The 13,029-nt window shown below is 54.9% G+C and carries 11 protein-coding genes and 1 tRNA gene; 4 read left to right on the forward strand and 8 right to left on the reverse strand.

Going from position 1 to position 13,029, the window contains the following annotated elements:
• Positions 1 to 20: 20 nt before the first annotated feature.
• A complete protein-coding gene (cydH, locus tag I2D83_RS12775; RefSeq protein ID WP_129706256.1) occupies positions 21 to 110 on the reverse strand; it encodes a cytochrome bd-I oxidase subunit CydH in 90 nt (29 codons plus the stop codon).
• A 406-nt stretch (positions 111 to 516) separates the two neighbouring features.
• On the opposite strand from cydH, the gene purR reads away from it, so the two are divergent.
• Positions 517 to 1,542, forward strand: coding sequence for an HTH-type transcriptional repressor PurR (gene purR / locus I2D83_RS12780; protein ID WP_205946638.1), 1,026 nt, complete (start codon positions 517 to 519; stop codon positions 1,540 to 1,542).
• 200 nt (positions 1,543 to 1,742) lie between these two features.
• A complete protein-coding gene (gene cfa / locus I2D83_RS12785; protein WP_205948183.1) occupies positions 1,743 to 2,894 on the forward strand; it encodes a cyclopropane fatty acyl phospholipid synthase in 1,152 nt (383 codons plus the stop codon).
• Positions 2,895 to 2,960: 66 nt separating this feature from the next.
• Here the strand turns inward: cfa and I2D83_RS12790 are convergent, their stop codons facing one another.
• On the reverse strand, positions 2,961 to 3,596 hold the full coding sequence (locus tag I2D83_RS12790) for a riboflavin synthase (RefSeq protein WP_015840603.1): 636 nt from the start codon (positions 3,594 to 3,596) through the stop codon (positions 2,961 to 2,963).
• Between the two features lie 249 nt (positions 3,597 to 3,845).
• Between I2D83_RS12790 and I2D83_RS12795 the strand changes: the two genes are divergently transcribed.
• Positions 3,846 to 5,219 carry an MATE family efflux transporter gene (locus I2D83_RS12795; protein WP_205946639.1) on the forward strand — a complete coding sequence of 458 codons (1,374 nt, stop codon included), beginning with the start codon at positions 3,846 to 3,848 and terminating at the stop codon, positions 5,217 to 5,219.
• A 160-nt stretch (positions 5,220 to 5,379) separates the two neighbouring features.
• Positions 5,380 to 5,456, forward strand: a tRNA-Val gene (locus I2D83_RS12800).
• Between the two features lie 712 nt (positions 5,457 to 6,168).
• On the opposite strand, the gene uca is transcribed toward I2D83_RS12800, so the two are convergent.
• The 6 genes from uca to I2D83_RS12830 all read right to left on the reverse strand — a co-directional run bounded on the left by uca (position 6,169) and on the right by I2D83_RS12830 (position 13,027).
• Entirely contained in the window at positions 6,169 to 9,774 is a 3,606-nt protein-coding gene (gene uca, locus I2D83_RS12805; protein ID WP_205946640.1) for an urea carboxylase, read from the reverse strand.
• Between the two features lie 111 nt (positions 9,775 to 9,885).
• Complete coding sequence (locus I2D83_RS12810; RefSeq protein WP_181848474.1) at positions 9,886 to 10,026, reverse strand: hypothetical protein; 141 nt, start codon at positions 10,024 to 10,026, stop codon at positions 9,886 to 9,888.
• Entirely contained in the window at positions 10,017 to 10,652 is a 636-nt protein-coding gene (locus I2D83_RS12815) for an urea amidolyase associated protein UAAP2 (RefSeq protein WP_015840608.1), read from the reverse strand. The genes I2D83_RS12810 and I2D83_RS12815 overlap by 10 nt, the downstream gene beginning before the upstream one ends.
• Before the next feature lie 11 nt (positions 10,653 to 10,663).
• Positions 10,664 to 11,410, reverse strand: coding sequence for an urea amidolyase associated protein UAAP1 (locus I2D83_RS12820; protein WP_205946641.1), 747 nt, complete (start codon positions 11,408 to 11,410; stop codon positions 10,664 to 10,666).
• A 13-nt stretch (positions 11,411 to 11,423) separates the two neighbouring features.
• The gene (locus tag I2D83_RS12825; protein WP_194430335.1) at positions 11,424 to 12,215 is read right to left on the reverse strand and encodes an ABC transporter ATP-binding protein; all 792 of its coding nucleotides are present in this window, start codon (positions 12,213 to 12,215) and stop codon (positions 11,424 to 11,426) included.
• A complete protein-coding gene (locus tag I2D83_RS12830; protein WP_015840611.1) occupies positions 12,212 to 13,027 on the reverse strand; it encodes an ABC transporter permease in 816 nt (271 codons plus the stop codon). Before I2D83_RS12830 ends, I2D83_RS12825 begins: the two co-directional genes overlap by 4 nt.
• Between the last annotated feature and the right edge of the window lie 2 nt (positions 13,028 to 13,029).

Consider the following 13,029-nt stretch of genomic DNA (forward strand, 5'->3'; position numbering starts at 1 on the left):
CTGTGCAGAGCATCGTTCGGTTAATTCAGCACCGCAATAAAACTAAACGTGATGATGACAGCCAACGAGCCAACTGTTGTCAGCAAAGACATCTTCAGATCTGTATCCATAAACCACTCCTTTATTAGCGAACAAATTTTAGCTGAAAATTTCACCTGAAAGCGCTATCTGAAATAAAGACACCGCGATTCACAGCCGAACCCATTTAGGCAGTTAAATCTACAAATAATAGGGTTATTACGATTCTTTCATAATTCTAGTGAAAAATCTCGGACGTATGCATCACTAATAGTATAAATTACCCCTTTCACTTTCATGATAAATCGGACACAATCCGCTGTTTATGAAAGCGCTGCGTATCAGTCGAAAAACGTCAACCCAGATCCCTTCGGTATAACATTCGGCATTCTCCTTCTGAAATCCTGTTTTTTAGCTTAGAAGAAGAACATTAAACGTAGGCAAACGATTAACAATATACTTACGTCTGTAACAGGTAAGTTCAGGAGTCATTTTTAGATGGCAACGATTAAAGATGTGGCAAAACGTGCTGGCGTTTCCACCACAACCGTATCGCACGTGATCAATAAAACACGTTTCGTCGCCGAAGAGACCAAGGCAGCCGTCAGGGCGGCAATCAAAGAATTGCACTATTCGCCCAGCGCCGTCGCCCGCAGCCTCAAAGTTAATCACACCAAATCTATCGGTTTGCTGGCCACATCCAGCGAAGCGCCCTACTTCGCCGAAATCATTGAAGCTGTCGAAAACAGCTGCTACGCCAAAGGTTACACGCTGGTGCTGTGTAATTCGCATAACGACATCGATAAACAGCGCGCTTATCTCTCCATGCTGGCGCAAAAACGCGTCGACGGCCTGCTGGTCATGTGCGCCGAATATCCACCTGAACTGTTGGCGATGCTGAAAGATTATCGCAGCATTCCGATGGTCGTGATGGACTGGGGACAGATGCACAGCGATTTTACCGATACGATTATCGATAACGCCTTTGAAGGCGGTTATATGGCCGGTCGCTACCTGATCGAACGTGGTCATCGGGATATCGGTGCTATTCCTGGTATTCAAGAACGTAACACCGGCAGCGGACGCTACCTCGGCTTTTTAAAAGCGTTGAAGGAAGCCGACATCACCGTGCGTGAAGAGTGGGTTGTTCAGGGCGATTTCGAGCCGGAGTCCGGTTATAAAGCCATGCATCAGATTCTCGCGCAGAAACAGCGGCCAACGGCCGTATTCTGCGGTGGCGATATCATGGCGATGGGCGCGATCTGTGCAGCCGATGAATTAGGTCTGCGCGTGCCGCAGGATATTTCGGTGATCGGTTATGACAACGTGCGCCACGCGCGTTTCTTTACGCCGGCACTGACGACCATCCATCAGCCAAAAGAGCGTCTGGGTCAGTCTGCTTTCGCGATGTTGCTGGATCGCATTACCAGCAAGCGGGAAGATGCGCACGTCATCGAAGTGCACCCGACGCTGATTGAGCGCCGCTCGGTTGCAGACGGCCCTTACCTCGACTATCGCCGCTAACGGCAGCAATACCGTCCAAACGATTTTTCTATTCCTGTTCGCTTTCCCCTCTGCTTCAGCCCATTTTCTTGTATGCTGGCTGAAGCAGTTATAAATCTACTATCGCGTTTCATTTCCTCTGGTGACAGCCGATTACGTCGGCTGCGATAAGTGCTGTCCAGGTGTTTTACGATACTTTTACATAAAGTTAAGGAGACATGATGGGTTCACCTTATACAGAAGAATGGGATCACGATGCCACGCCTTGGTTCCGCATAATGCGGGATAAGTTGGCCGCTGCGGATATCATAATCAACGGTACCCGCCCTTTTGACATCCGCGTGATTAATCCCGGCATTTTTAAACGTGTCTTGCGAGAAGGTTCATTGGGATTAGGTGAAAGCTATATGGATGGGTGGTGGGAGTGTGAACGGCTGGATATGTTTTTCCATCGTGTCCTGCGCGCAGGGCTAGGGAACACCTTGCCTCACCGCCTGCACGATGCCATGCGAGTCGCCCTCTCTCGCGTCACGAATTTACAATCCCGTCGGCGCGCTCAAGTGGTCGGTGAAGTGCACTACGATCTGGGGAACGATCTTTTTACCCTCATGCTGGATCCTTACATGCAATACTCCTGCGCCTACTGGAAACAGGCACAAACGCTGGAACAGGCACAGGAAGATAAACTCACCATGATTTGTGAAAAACTCCAGCTTAAATCCGGCATGACGCTGCTGGATATCGGCTGCGGCTGGGGCGGGCTTGCCGAGTTCGCGGCGCGTCACTACGGCGTTTCGGTTTATGGCATCACCATTTCCAAAGAGCAGCAAATGCTGGCACAGCAGCGCTGTCAGAATCTGAACGTCACCATTGAACGACAGGATTACCGCGATCTCGATCGGCAATTTGACCGCGTGGTATCGGTTGGCATGTTTGAACACGTCGGGCCGCGCAACTATGACCGCTATTTTCGCGTCGTACAGCGTAACCTAAAGCCTAACGGGCTGTTTCTGCTACATACCATCGGGGCCAATAAGACCGATCCGCATGTCGATCCCTGGATTCATAAATACATCTTCCCCAACGGCTGCATCCCCTCCATACAGCACATTGCGCAGGCGAGTGAGCCTTACATGGTGATGGAGGACTGGCACAATTTCGGGGCCGATTACGATCGCACATTAATGGCGTGGCATACGCGCTTTCAGCAAAGCTGGCCACAGCTTGCCACACGCTACCCTATCCGTTTCCGCCGGATGTTCAGCTACTATCTGAACCTTTGTGCCGGTGCTTTCAGAGCAAGAACGCTCCAGCTCTGGCAAGTCGTGTTCAGCCTGGATGGGATCGAAGGTGGATTACGCGTTTCACGCTGACAGAAAAGAAAAAACCGGACGAGGCTATTCGTCCGGTTTGATTTACAAAAACAGGCAACGTAGAAATTACGCTTCGTTGGCGGGGTCGCTCGCCTGCTTGCTGGCCAACACGCGTTCAACGGTGTCCACTACGGCCTGTGTCTGCGGATCGATTTCAATGTTGATGCGATGCCCCAGACGTTTCTGTCCCAGCGTCGTGCGGTTCAGCGTTTCAGGAATTAAATGCACGCAGAAACGCCCGCGGGTGACTTCCCCTACCGTCAGGCTGATGCCATCAATCCCGACGAAGCCTTTATGCAGCACGTATTTCATCAGCGCTTCATCTGCCAGGCGGAACCAAATCTGATGGTTATTCTCTGAAACCTGAATCTTCACCACTTCAGCCGTACACATGATGTGGCCCGACATGACGTGTCCACCAATCTCGTCACCGAATTTTGCGGCGCGCTCAATATTTACGACATCGCCTTCATGAATATCGCCCAGATTCGTTAATCGCAGCGTTTCCTTCATGAGATCAAAACTGACGCGATCGCCGTCAATGGCAGTTACCGTCAGGCAGCAGCCGTTGTGCGCCACCGAAGCGCCGGGCACCAGCCCTGGCAACAGGTCGGGGGGGAGTTGGACAACGTGCGTACGAAAGTTGGATTTTTCTTCAATCGACACCACCGGCGCGGTGCCCTGAACAATACCGGTAAACATGCGGTTTGCCTCTTAAAAACAAAGAAATGACTTTGTGCAGTGTGCCCGATATTCCGCGGAAAACCAAACCGGAATACGGTACGCCAGTACGCTATCGAAACCACTGCGTAACAAAAAGAATATATTCTCTTTCAAGCTGGTTTACTTTTATTAAGTCGTTACAATAACGATCTCGTTTTATTCTTGACGTTTTTCATATCCAGATTATTCATCCTGCTAGCAAAATTAAGTCATTCAAGGAAGGTATCCGTGCAACAGTATCTGACAGAAGCGCGTAAATTATCGGCGCTTGCTGTTCCTGTCATTATTGCGCAAGTGTCTCAAACGTCGATGGGTGTTGTTGATACCGTCATGGCAGGTGCCTATAGCGCCACCGATATGGCCGCCGTCGCCGTGGGAACCTCTATCTGGCTACCCGCCATTCTTTTTGGTCACGGTCTGCTGTTAGCGCTGACGCCCGTTGTCGCACAGCTCAACGGTTCCGGTCGACGCGATCGCATCTCGCATCAGGTACGACAATCCTTTTTTCTGGCCGCCATTATCTCCGTATTTACCATGCTGGCGCTGTATCAAGGGGAATATGCCATCAATCTGATGAGCGACGATTCGCCTGAACTGGCCGCGAAGGCTATCGGTTACCTGCATGCGCTACTGTGGGGCGTACCCGGCTATCTGTTCTATCAGGTTTTACGCTGCCAGTGCGAAGGGCTGTCCAAAACCTACCCCGGCATGATGATTGGGTTCATCGGGCTGTTAATCAACATTCCGATTAACTATGTCTTTATCCACGGCAAATTTGGTATGCCCGAACTGGGCGGCGTAGGCTGCGGCGTCGCGACCGCGTCGGTTTACTGGATCATGATGCTGTTGATGATGTTCTATACCCGGCACGCCTCCTGGCTACGCGATATCCGCCTGCATCGCCCTGCATTCCGTCTGGACGGTGCCGTGCTAAAACGCCTCTTTGGCCTCGGTTTACCCATCGCGTTGGCGCTGCTTTTTGAAGTCACGTTGTTTGCCGTGGTGGCACTATTGGTGTTGCCGCTGGGCGTCGTCGATGTAGCTGGTCACCAGATTGCTCTGAACTTCAGTTCGCTGATGTTTGTTCTTCCGCTCTCGGTTGGCGTTGCCACTACCATTCGCATCGGGCATCGCTTAGGCGAAGGTTCAGTTGAGAACGCCCGCATTGCCGCGCACACTGGTATTATGGCTGGCGTGGCCTTAGCCAGCTGTACAGCCATTTTCACCACGCTGCTGCGTGAACCTATCGCCCTGCTCTACAATCAGGATCCGCTGGTTGTCGCGATGGCTTCTCAGCTCATGCTGCTGGCTGCCGTTTATCAAATCTCCGATGCCGTTCAGGCGATCGGCAGTGGCGTGTTACGCGGCTATAAAGATACCCGGTCGATTTTCTATATTACGTTCACCGCGTACTGGGTGCTGGGATTGCCGAGCGGCTACCTGCTGGCGTTGACGGATATCATCGTCCCACGCATGGGGCCGGCGGGGTTCTGGTGTGGTTTCATCATTGGCCTGACGGCAGCGGCCGTGATGATGGTGACGCGGATTCGTTTTCTCCAGCGCCAACCCGCCGCACGGATTTTAGCGCGCGCCGCCCGCTAGATAACGTTTCATCCAGTTTACGTCGAAAAAAACGACGGAATGGATACAACCCCAGCAATCGCGCTGGCAAGAGCACAAAATTGCATTTTTCCTCTTGCCAGCTTTCCCCTTGCTCGCTACTATTCGCCTCGCTGTCAGACAGGCAGCCCGGTATCTCAATGCGTTCATAGCTCAGTTGGTTAGAGCACCACCTTGACATGGTGGGGGTCGTTGGTTCGAGTCCAATTGAACGCACCATTCCTTGTTTTCAAAATACTTTATTTCCACTATTTCTACTGAAAACAATCTGCTCAATCCTCTGTTGAGTTTGCATTGATTATCTTCCCGTAATCTCAATTTCATTCCGGCTACATCTACGTTCGCTGCGTCTATTTGATCTGACTCAAAAGCAATGCACTGAATTTCCACAGGTTTGTATAGACACCTCGACGGTTATGATAGAATCCTTCCGCGAAAACGATATTAAAAGAGTAGATTGCAATGGATTGGTTACGTGATTACATACCGCTACTTCTCATTGGCGGTGGAATATGGGAAATTTTTCACGTCTATAACGGACTCAAATCTGGCGTGTTAGTCGAGAGAATTAATAGAAAAGACGTGACCTTTCATCGTGGCGAATTTTGGTTTAGTTTTTGGATCGGCTTTCATATTATTTTTTCAATAGGAACGTTCGCCGTTAGCCTCTTTCTCATCAGAAAATATGCGCTCCTTCCTGACTGGTTGCACGTGTATGTCTCTCACTTTTATTCACTCTGACAACCCCAGCGTCAGCAACGTCTCAATGTGACTTTGCATGGTGTCCACACTTATCACAGGTCGTTTCACGCCAGAGTATTACTCTGGCGCAAAGGCAAGCGCTCCGCCACTCTTACTACCCTGCTTAACCGTCTGCTCAACCCCACATGCCACTTGAAGTATGAAGGGGATATACGACAGTGCGCCACCGTTATTCCGTTAGCGGTTCGATCACCACCACGCACTGCCCAGCGCGCACGGATGCACCGGGCTGACAGCGGATATCCCGCACCGTGCCACGCTGTGGCGATACAATCGGAATTTCCATTTTCATCGATTCGAGAATCATCAGCGTTTCTCCCTCCGCGACCGTTTTGCCGACCTCCGTCGTCACCTGCCACAGATTGCCGGAAATCGGGCTTTCTACGCCGACCTGTCCCGGCAGGAGCGGCGCGTCGTCCGCCTCCTCAATCACCATGTCGACACTATCCGTCACCAATTGACCGGCAATACGCCAGCGTTCGCGCTCCGCCTCAAACGCTGCCCGCTGACGCACGCGGAATGCCTCGATGCCCTCCGCTTCCCGTGACAGAAAATCCTGATAGGCGCTTAACGCCAGCTCGCTTTGCTCGATCCGCAACGGATAGCGCCCCAGCGGGAAATCCCGTCGGATAGATAACAATTCGTCGGCCGACACCGGATAGAAGCGAATTTGGTCAAAGAAGCGTAGCAGCCACGGTTTACCGTCAAACGCGTCAACGCCGCGATAGCGATCCCACATTTGCAGCGTACGTCCGACAAACTGGTAGCCTCCCGGCCCTTCCATGCCGTAAACGCACAGGTACGCACCACCAATGCCCACCGAGTTTTCCGCCGTCCAGGTGCGCGCCGGATTATATTTGGTAGTGACTAAGCGATGGCGCGGATCCAGCGGCGTTGCCACCGGTGCACCGAGATAAACATCGCCTAACCCCATCACCAGATAGCTGGCGTCAAAAACCGTGCGGTAAACCTCATCGAGGTTATCCAACTCGTTAATACGCCGGATAAATTCAAGATTGCTCGGGCACCAGGGCGCATCGTTGCGTACCGTGGTCATGTATTTTTGAATCGCCAGTTGGCAAGCGGGATCGTCCCAGGACAGCGGCAGATAAACCACCCGCGACGGCACGGTCAGATTCTGCTGGGTGCAAACGTCCTGCCATAGTATGGACAGCACGTCCAACAGATGCGGCAACGACAGTGCTTCAGGACGATAGTGCACCTGTAATGAGCGGATACCCGGCGTCACGTCAACGATGCCATCGAGCGTCAGTTGTTCCAGCGCCAGCATCAGCGCATGGACGCGGAAACGCAGCGCGACATCCAGTTCCGCCGCCCCCACTTCCAGCAGTAAATGGGTATCGCCGGACAGTCGTGCAACCAGTCGTTTATCCGCGTCACCGATATCCAACACCACCGGAGAAATCAGCGCGGCAGGCGACCAGTCGATCGCAATCGGAGCAAGCTGCTCCACCTCCGCCTGACGTGCCAGCGCCAGCACGCGCGCCGTGGGGAGATCGACAGGAATAAAGCGTACGCGGTCACCGGCGTTGAGCTGCCCCAGCGCCCACAGATCGGCCTCAATCACCGTCACCGGGCAAACGAAGCCTCCCAGACTCGGACCATCCGGCCCCAGAATCACCGGCATATCGCCGGTGAAATCCACCGCGCCGATAGCATAAGGGTTATCGTGAATATTCGACGGGTGTAGCCCCGCCTCACCGCCGCTGTCGCGCACCCACTCCGGTTTCGGACCAATCAGACGCACGCCCGTGCGGCTGGAGTTAAAATGCACTTCCCATTCGGTGGTGAGAAACGTGTCCATATAGGCAGGCGTGAAATAATCCGGTGCTGCATGTGGGCCATAAATCACGCGCAGTTCACGTACGGTAGACAACGTGGTGCGCAACGCATCCGGCAGGCTGTCGCCGATACGTCGGTCAACCAGCGGCGCGAGGTGCAATACATCACCCGCCCGTAGCGCTCTACCCGCGTGACCACCAAATTGCCCCAGTGTGAAGGTGCTTTTACTGCCGAGATAATCCGGCACGTCGAGACCACCACGCAGACAAAGATAGCTGCGGACTCCCTGCGCATTCGCCGCACCTAAGCGCAGCGTGGCGCCCGCCGATATCGCAAAGACGCTATCCATCAGGACAGGCTTGCCGTCCAATTCGATAGCGATAGCCGCACCGGTGACCGCCGCCACCGCATCCGTATTAAAACGCAACGTCGGCCCGTTCATCGTGATCTCCAGCGCGGCCGTGCCCGCCGGATTCCCTACCAGACGGTTGCCTAAACGCAGCGCGCGATCGTCCATTGGCCCCGATGGCGGCACGCCGACCGCCCAGTACCCGAGACGTCCGGGATAGTCCTGTACGGTGGTCTGCGTACCCGCGCTCACCACTTCGCAGGTTGTCGCCTGATAGACCAGCGCATCCAGACAACGTGTCCACGGTTGGCCACTGGCAAAAGGCTCTGCCGCCAGAATCTGACGCAGATAGTCACGGTTGTGTTCCACGCCGTAGAGTCGCGTATCCGCCAGCGCCCGATCCAGCCCAGCCATCGCCTGCTCGCGGGTAGGTTCATAGGCGATAATCTTAGCCAGCATCGGGTCGAAAAACGGCGGGATCTCGCATCCGGCCGTCACCCAGGTATCGATGCGCAGGCGATGCCCCTCCGCGGCGGGAAACGCGACTTCCGTCAGTAACCCCGGCGACGGCTGGAACTGCTTGCCCGGATCTTCCGCGTACAGACGCGCCTGAATCGCATGCCCCTGAGGATTCAGTCCGACGGCCAATTCGCGCAGCGGCGGTAAATCCCCCGCCGCCAGTTCGATCATCCAGCGCACCAGATCCACGCCCCAGACCTGTTCCGTGACGCCGTGTTCCACTTGCAAACGCGTATTCACTTCAAGAAAGTAAAAACGGTCCGTCGCGCTGTCATAAACGAATTCCACCGTTCCGGCACTGCGGTAATTCACCGCCTGCGCCAGACTGATTGCCGCCGCGCACAGCGCATCGGCGACCCCGTCCGGTAGGTTGGGAGCGGGGGTTTCTTCAATCACCTTCTGGTTACGGCGCTGTACCGAACAATCCCGAACCCCCAACGCCAGCACGTCGCCCTGACCATCGCCAAAAATCTGTACCTCCAGATGCCGGGCGCGCTCGATATACTTTTCGATGAATACGCCTGCATCGCTGAAATTGTTCTGCCCCAGACGTTTTACCGTTTCAAACGCGTCGGACAATTCCGTGGCGCTATAGCAGACGCGCATCCCGATCCCGCCGCCGCCCGCCGTGCTTTTAAGCATGACCGGATAGCCGATCGCTACCGCCGCACCGAGGGCCGCATCAATATTTTCCAGCAGCTCGGTGCCTTCCAGCAGCGGCACGTTGTGTTTTTTCGCCAGCGCGCGCGCCGTATGCTTTAAGCCGAATACCCGCAGTTGCTGTGGCGTCGGCCCGACAAAGGCGATCTGCGCCGCTTCGCAGGCTTCGGCAAACGCCGCATTCTCGGACAGAAAACCGTAGCCGGGATGAATGGCCTGCGCACCGCTATGCCGAGCTGTAGAGAGAATTTTTTCTACATCCAGATAGGTGTGCGCCGCCGCGCCCTCGCCCAGGCTCATAGCTTCATCGGCGTCCTGAATATGCAGGCTACTGATATCGGCATCGGAATAGACCGCGACGCCACGGACGTTCATCTCGCGCAGCGAACGCAGAATACGGCACGCTATCGCGCCACGGTTGGCAATCAGAAGTTTGTCGAACATACGCTAGACTCATGCAAGGGCAGGTCGTCCCGCCAGAATGCGATCCGCATGATGGTCGTCCATCACGGTAACGGTCAAAGGATGTAGAGGCGTGCTACCACACCGAAATCATCAAGTTTTGTCAGTCTGAGAACGGCTCGTCGACGGCAGAAAATACCGGTTTGCCCTTGCCTCCAGCGCGCTCACCAGCCACATTTTCACTCGCTGCCAGCGCGTAGGTTTTTCACCGCCGCGATCCGGCGTCAGTTCCATACCAGCACCTCCGCTGGCGTTGGGTTCCAGCCGTTGCACGGGTTATTCAACTGCGGACAGTTGGAGATCAGCACGATGACATCCGTTTCAGCACGCAGTTCCACGTATTTCCCCGGTGCAGAAATGCCGTCCTCAAAGGTCAACCCGCCTTCCGCCGTCACCGGCACATTCATAAAGAAATTGATATTCGCGCCAATGTCCTTTTTATTCAGGCGGCCATCGTGCAGACAGGCGCAGAGAAAGTTATCGCGACAGCTATGCATGTAGCGTCGGTCGAGCGCATAGCGCACGGTATTGCTTTCCTGCGCACAGGCGCCGCCCAGCGTGTCATGGCGGCCGCAGGTGTCGGCGACAATTGTCAGCAGCGGATTACCAAGGTTGGAATACAGCACGCTGCCCGTCGTCAGATAGACGCTATTCTGGCGGCGCAGCGTACGTTGTGGATCGTAGCGTTCGCGCGGGTCGCCGACGCGATAGAACAAGGTATCCACCGCCTGATTGCCCTCCAAATCCAGCAGTCGCAGCGTCTGTCCCTGTTTCACCTCAAACAAATAAGGTTCACCGGCAGGAATTACATGGCGGAATACCGCGTCCTCGGGCGTTTTATTGCTGGCAATTAAGGTCATGTCCGGCCTCCTTACAGGTAAAAGCGTTCGGTATTGTGAAACGCACGCGCATTTTCCTCACGGAACGCACGGCAGTACGCGGCAACATCTTCGCCTTCCGCTCGGCTCCAGGTAAGCGCAATCGGGCGCGGCACATAAGTCGGGTTAGGATCCATCGGGTGTTGCAAGGCGGTCAGCACCACCAGCGTATCCATCGGCGCATACAGCTCGATGTAGTCCCCCGCCTGAGAATGATTGGCGTGAAAATGAAATTGCCCTTGCTCATCCACGGTGACTTTGCTGAACAGGTTGATCGTCATCAGCAGATCTTGCAGATTGAGGTTCCATTTCCCCATCTCGACCAGCAGATTATCCATCCCGTTACGAAAAAAGCCGTTGCGCCGTTCCTGATAACGCCCTTGCCCGTATTTCTCCTGTACTTCCTGCGCATTGAGCACGCCGCCAAAGCTGTCGTGCCAGCCGCACGTATCGGTAACGATCGCCGCCAGCACGCGCCCCATATCGGAATAGAGACAGTGCCCGACCGTCAGCCTGGCGGTATGTTGCCCTTTCAGGGTATCCGGTAGGTTCAGGCGTTCGCTGGTCTGGTGCGCATTGAACAACAGCAGGCCAACATTGCCGCCGCCTTCAACATCTTCGATGCGCAGAATCTGTCCGCGCTTGAGAATGAAAGAGGTATGCCCTCCGCCCGGAACGATTTCTTCATCAAATGGGGTTCGGCCTGTCGATGTGTTTGTCGATGTCTGTATCTCTGTCATCACAGAAAGCTCCTTAAAGGGGGGATATCGCCGCACTGACCACGGGAGGCACTGGCGTAAGCGCACGCTGGCGCGTAGCGAGACGCTCCTGATTAAGCGGGATGTCATAGGTAATGCGTGCGCCATAGGCTTCTGGCGCATGCGGATCGACACGGACTTTGTCGAACACCAGCAAACGCGTACCGAGGTGGAAACCTTCCGGCAAATCGTGGGTGACCATAAAAACCGTTAAGCGGGTTTCCCGCCACAGCTCCAACAGCAGCGTGTGCATATCGCCGCGAATACCGGGATCCAGCGCGCCAAACGGCTCATCGAGCAGCAGGATACGCGGCTGGACAATAAACGCCTGTGCAATCGCAAGCCGTTGCTGCATACCGCCGGAAAGCTGGTTGGGGTATTTATGCATGGCGTGTCCAAGCCCGACGCGCTCCAGCATCCGCGCGGCACAATCTCTTGCCGCTTGCTTATGCTGCCCGAATAACCTGCCAAGCCAGGGGGAACGCGGTATTTCCAACCCTATCACCACGTTTTCCAGCACGGTCAAATGTGGGAAAACCGAATAACGCTGAAACACCACGCCGCGGCTGGCATCCGGTTCTGCGGGCAGCGGCTTCCCTTCAAGCCGAACTTCGCCACGGCTGGGCGTTTCCTGTCCCAGTAGCAGGCGCAGAAAGGTGGATTTACCGCAGCCGGAGGCCCCAACCATCGTGCAGAACGCTCCTTCCTCAACGTTCAGGTTAAGCCGTTCCAGCACCACGTGGTCGCCGTATTCCTGCCAAATATTATCGATTTCGATAAAACTCATGCTTTGCTTTCCTCTGACCACGGGAACCAGCGGCGATGCAGCCAGCGCAGCGCCATATCCATGAGCCATGCCAGCAGCGTGATCCATACGACATATGGCAGAATCACATCCATCGCCATGTAGCGTCGTACCAGAAAGATGCGGTAACCCAGCCCGGCCGTTGCTGAAATCGCTTCGGCAGAAATCAGAAATAGCCACGCCGCGCCCAGCAACAGCCGCAGTGAAATCAGCAGCCGCGACAGCAGTTGCGGCAGAATGACACGCAGAACCACCACCCAACTGTTCGCACCTAATGTCTGAGCTTTAATCAACGTTTCCTGCGGTATGTTGCGGGCGCGCTGTTCGAGATCGCGCGCTAGCATCGGCGTAACGCCAATGACGATCAGCATCACTTTCGAAAGTTCATCTAAGCCAAAGACGATAAAAAGGATGGGTAAAATCGCCAGCGGCGGAATCATCGACAACACGGTCATCAGCGGCGAAAGCGACGCACGAAAGAGCGGGAAAGCCCCTGCCGCAATCCCGAACAGCAGGCTCAACAGGCTGGCGATCCCCAGCCCCAGCGCGAGGCGCACCAGACTGGCCTGCGTATCCAGCCAGAACAGGTAATCACCGCTGCGTTTGTCCTCGGTCAATGCCATGCGCTGCATCGCCTCGGCCATTTGCCCGAGACTCGGCAGGAGTTTGTCATTCGGGTTAGCCTCCAGCCGCAGCGCCGACCCAACGAGGTACAGCACCAGCAGCACGACAAACGGCAGCAGAACCAGCAACAGTCGTCCGCCCCGGCTGGGTGAGCGATTGATCAAGCGCACGG

Origin of the sequence: Pectobacterium aroidearum (assembly GCF_015689195.1) — a bacterium.
GTDB classification, from domain to species: Bacteria; Pseudomonadota; Gammaproteobacteria; order Enterobacterales; family Enterobacteriaceae; genus Pectobacterium; species Pectobacterium aroidearum.

Excerpts from the sequence above, each read along its gene's own strand:
- cydH (WP_129706256.1), bottom strand. The coding sequence starts at position 110 with ATGGATACAGATCTGAAGATGTCTTTGCTGACAACAGTTGGCTCGTTG.
- purR (WP_205946638.1), top strand. The coding sequence starts at position 517 with ATGGCAACGATTAAAGATGTGGCAAAACGTGCTGGCGTTTCCACCACA.
- cfa (WP_205948183.1), top strand. The coding sequence starts at position 1,743 with ATGGGTTCACCTTATACAGAAGAATGGGATCACGATGCCACGCCTTGG.
- I2D83_RS12790 (WP_015840603.1), bottom strand. The coding sequence starts at position 3,596 with ATGTTTACCGGTATTGTTCAGGGCACCGCGCCGGTGGTGTCGATTGAA.
- uca (WP_205946640.1), bottom strand. The coding sequence starts at position 9,774 with ATGTTCGACAAACTTCTGATTGCCAACCGTGGCGCGATAGCGTGCCGT.
- I2D83_RS12810 (WP_181848474.1), bottom strand. The coding sequence starts at position 10,026 with ATGGAACTGACGCCGGATCGCGGCGGTGAAAAACCTACGCGCTGGCAG.
- I2D83_RS12815 (WP_015840608.1), bottom strand. The coding sequence starts at position 10,652 with ATGACCTTAATTGCCAGCAATAAAACGCCCGAGGACGCGGTATTCCGC.
- I2D83_RS12820 (WP_205946641.1), bottom strand. The coding sequence starts at position 11,410 with ATGACAGAGATACAGACATCGACAAACACATCGACAGGCCGAACCCCA.
- I2D83_RS12825 (WP_194430335.1), bottom strand. The coding sequence starts at position 12,215 with ATGAGTTTTATCGAAATCGATAATATTTGGCAGGAATACGGCGACCAC.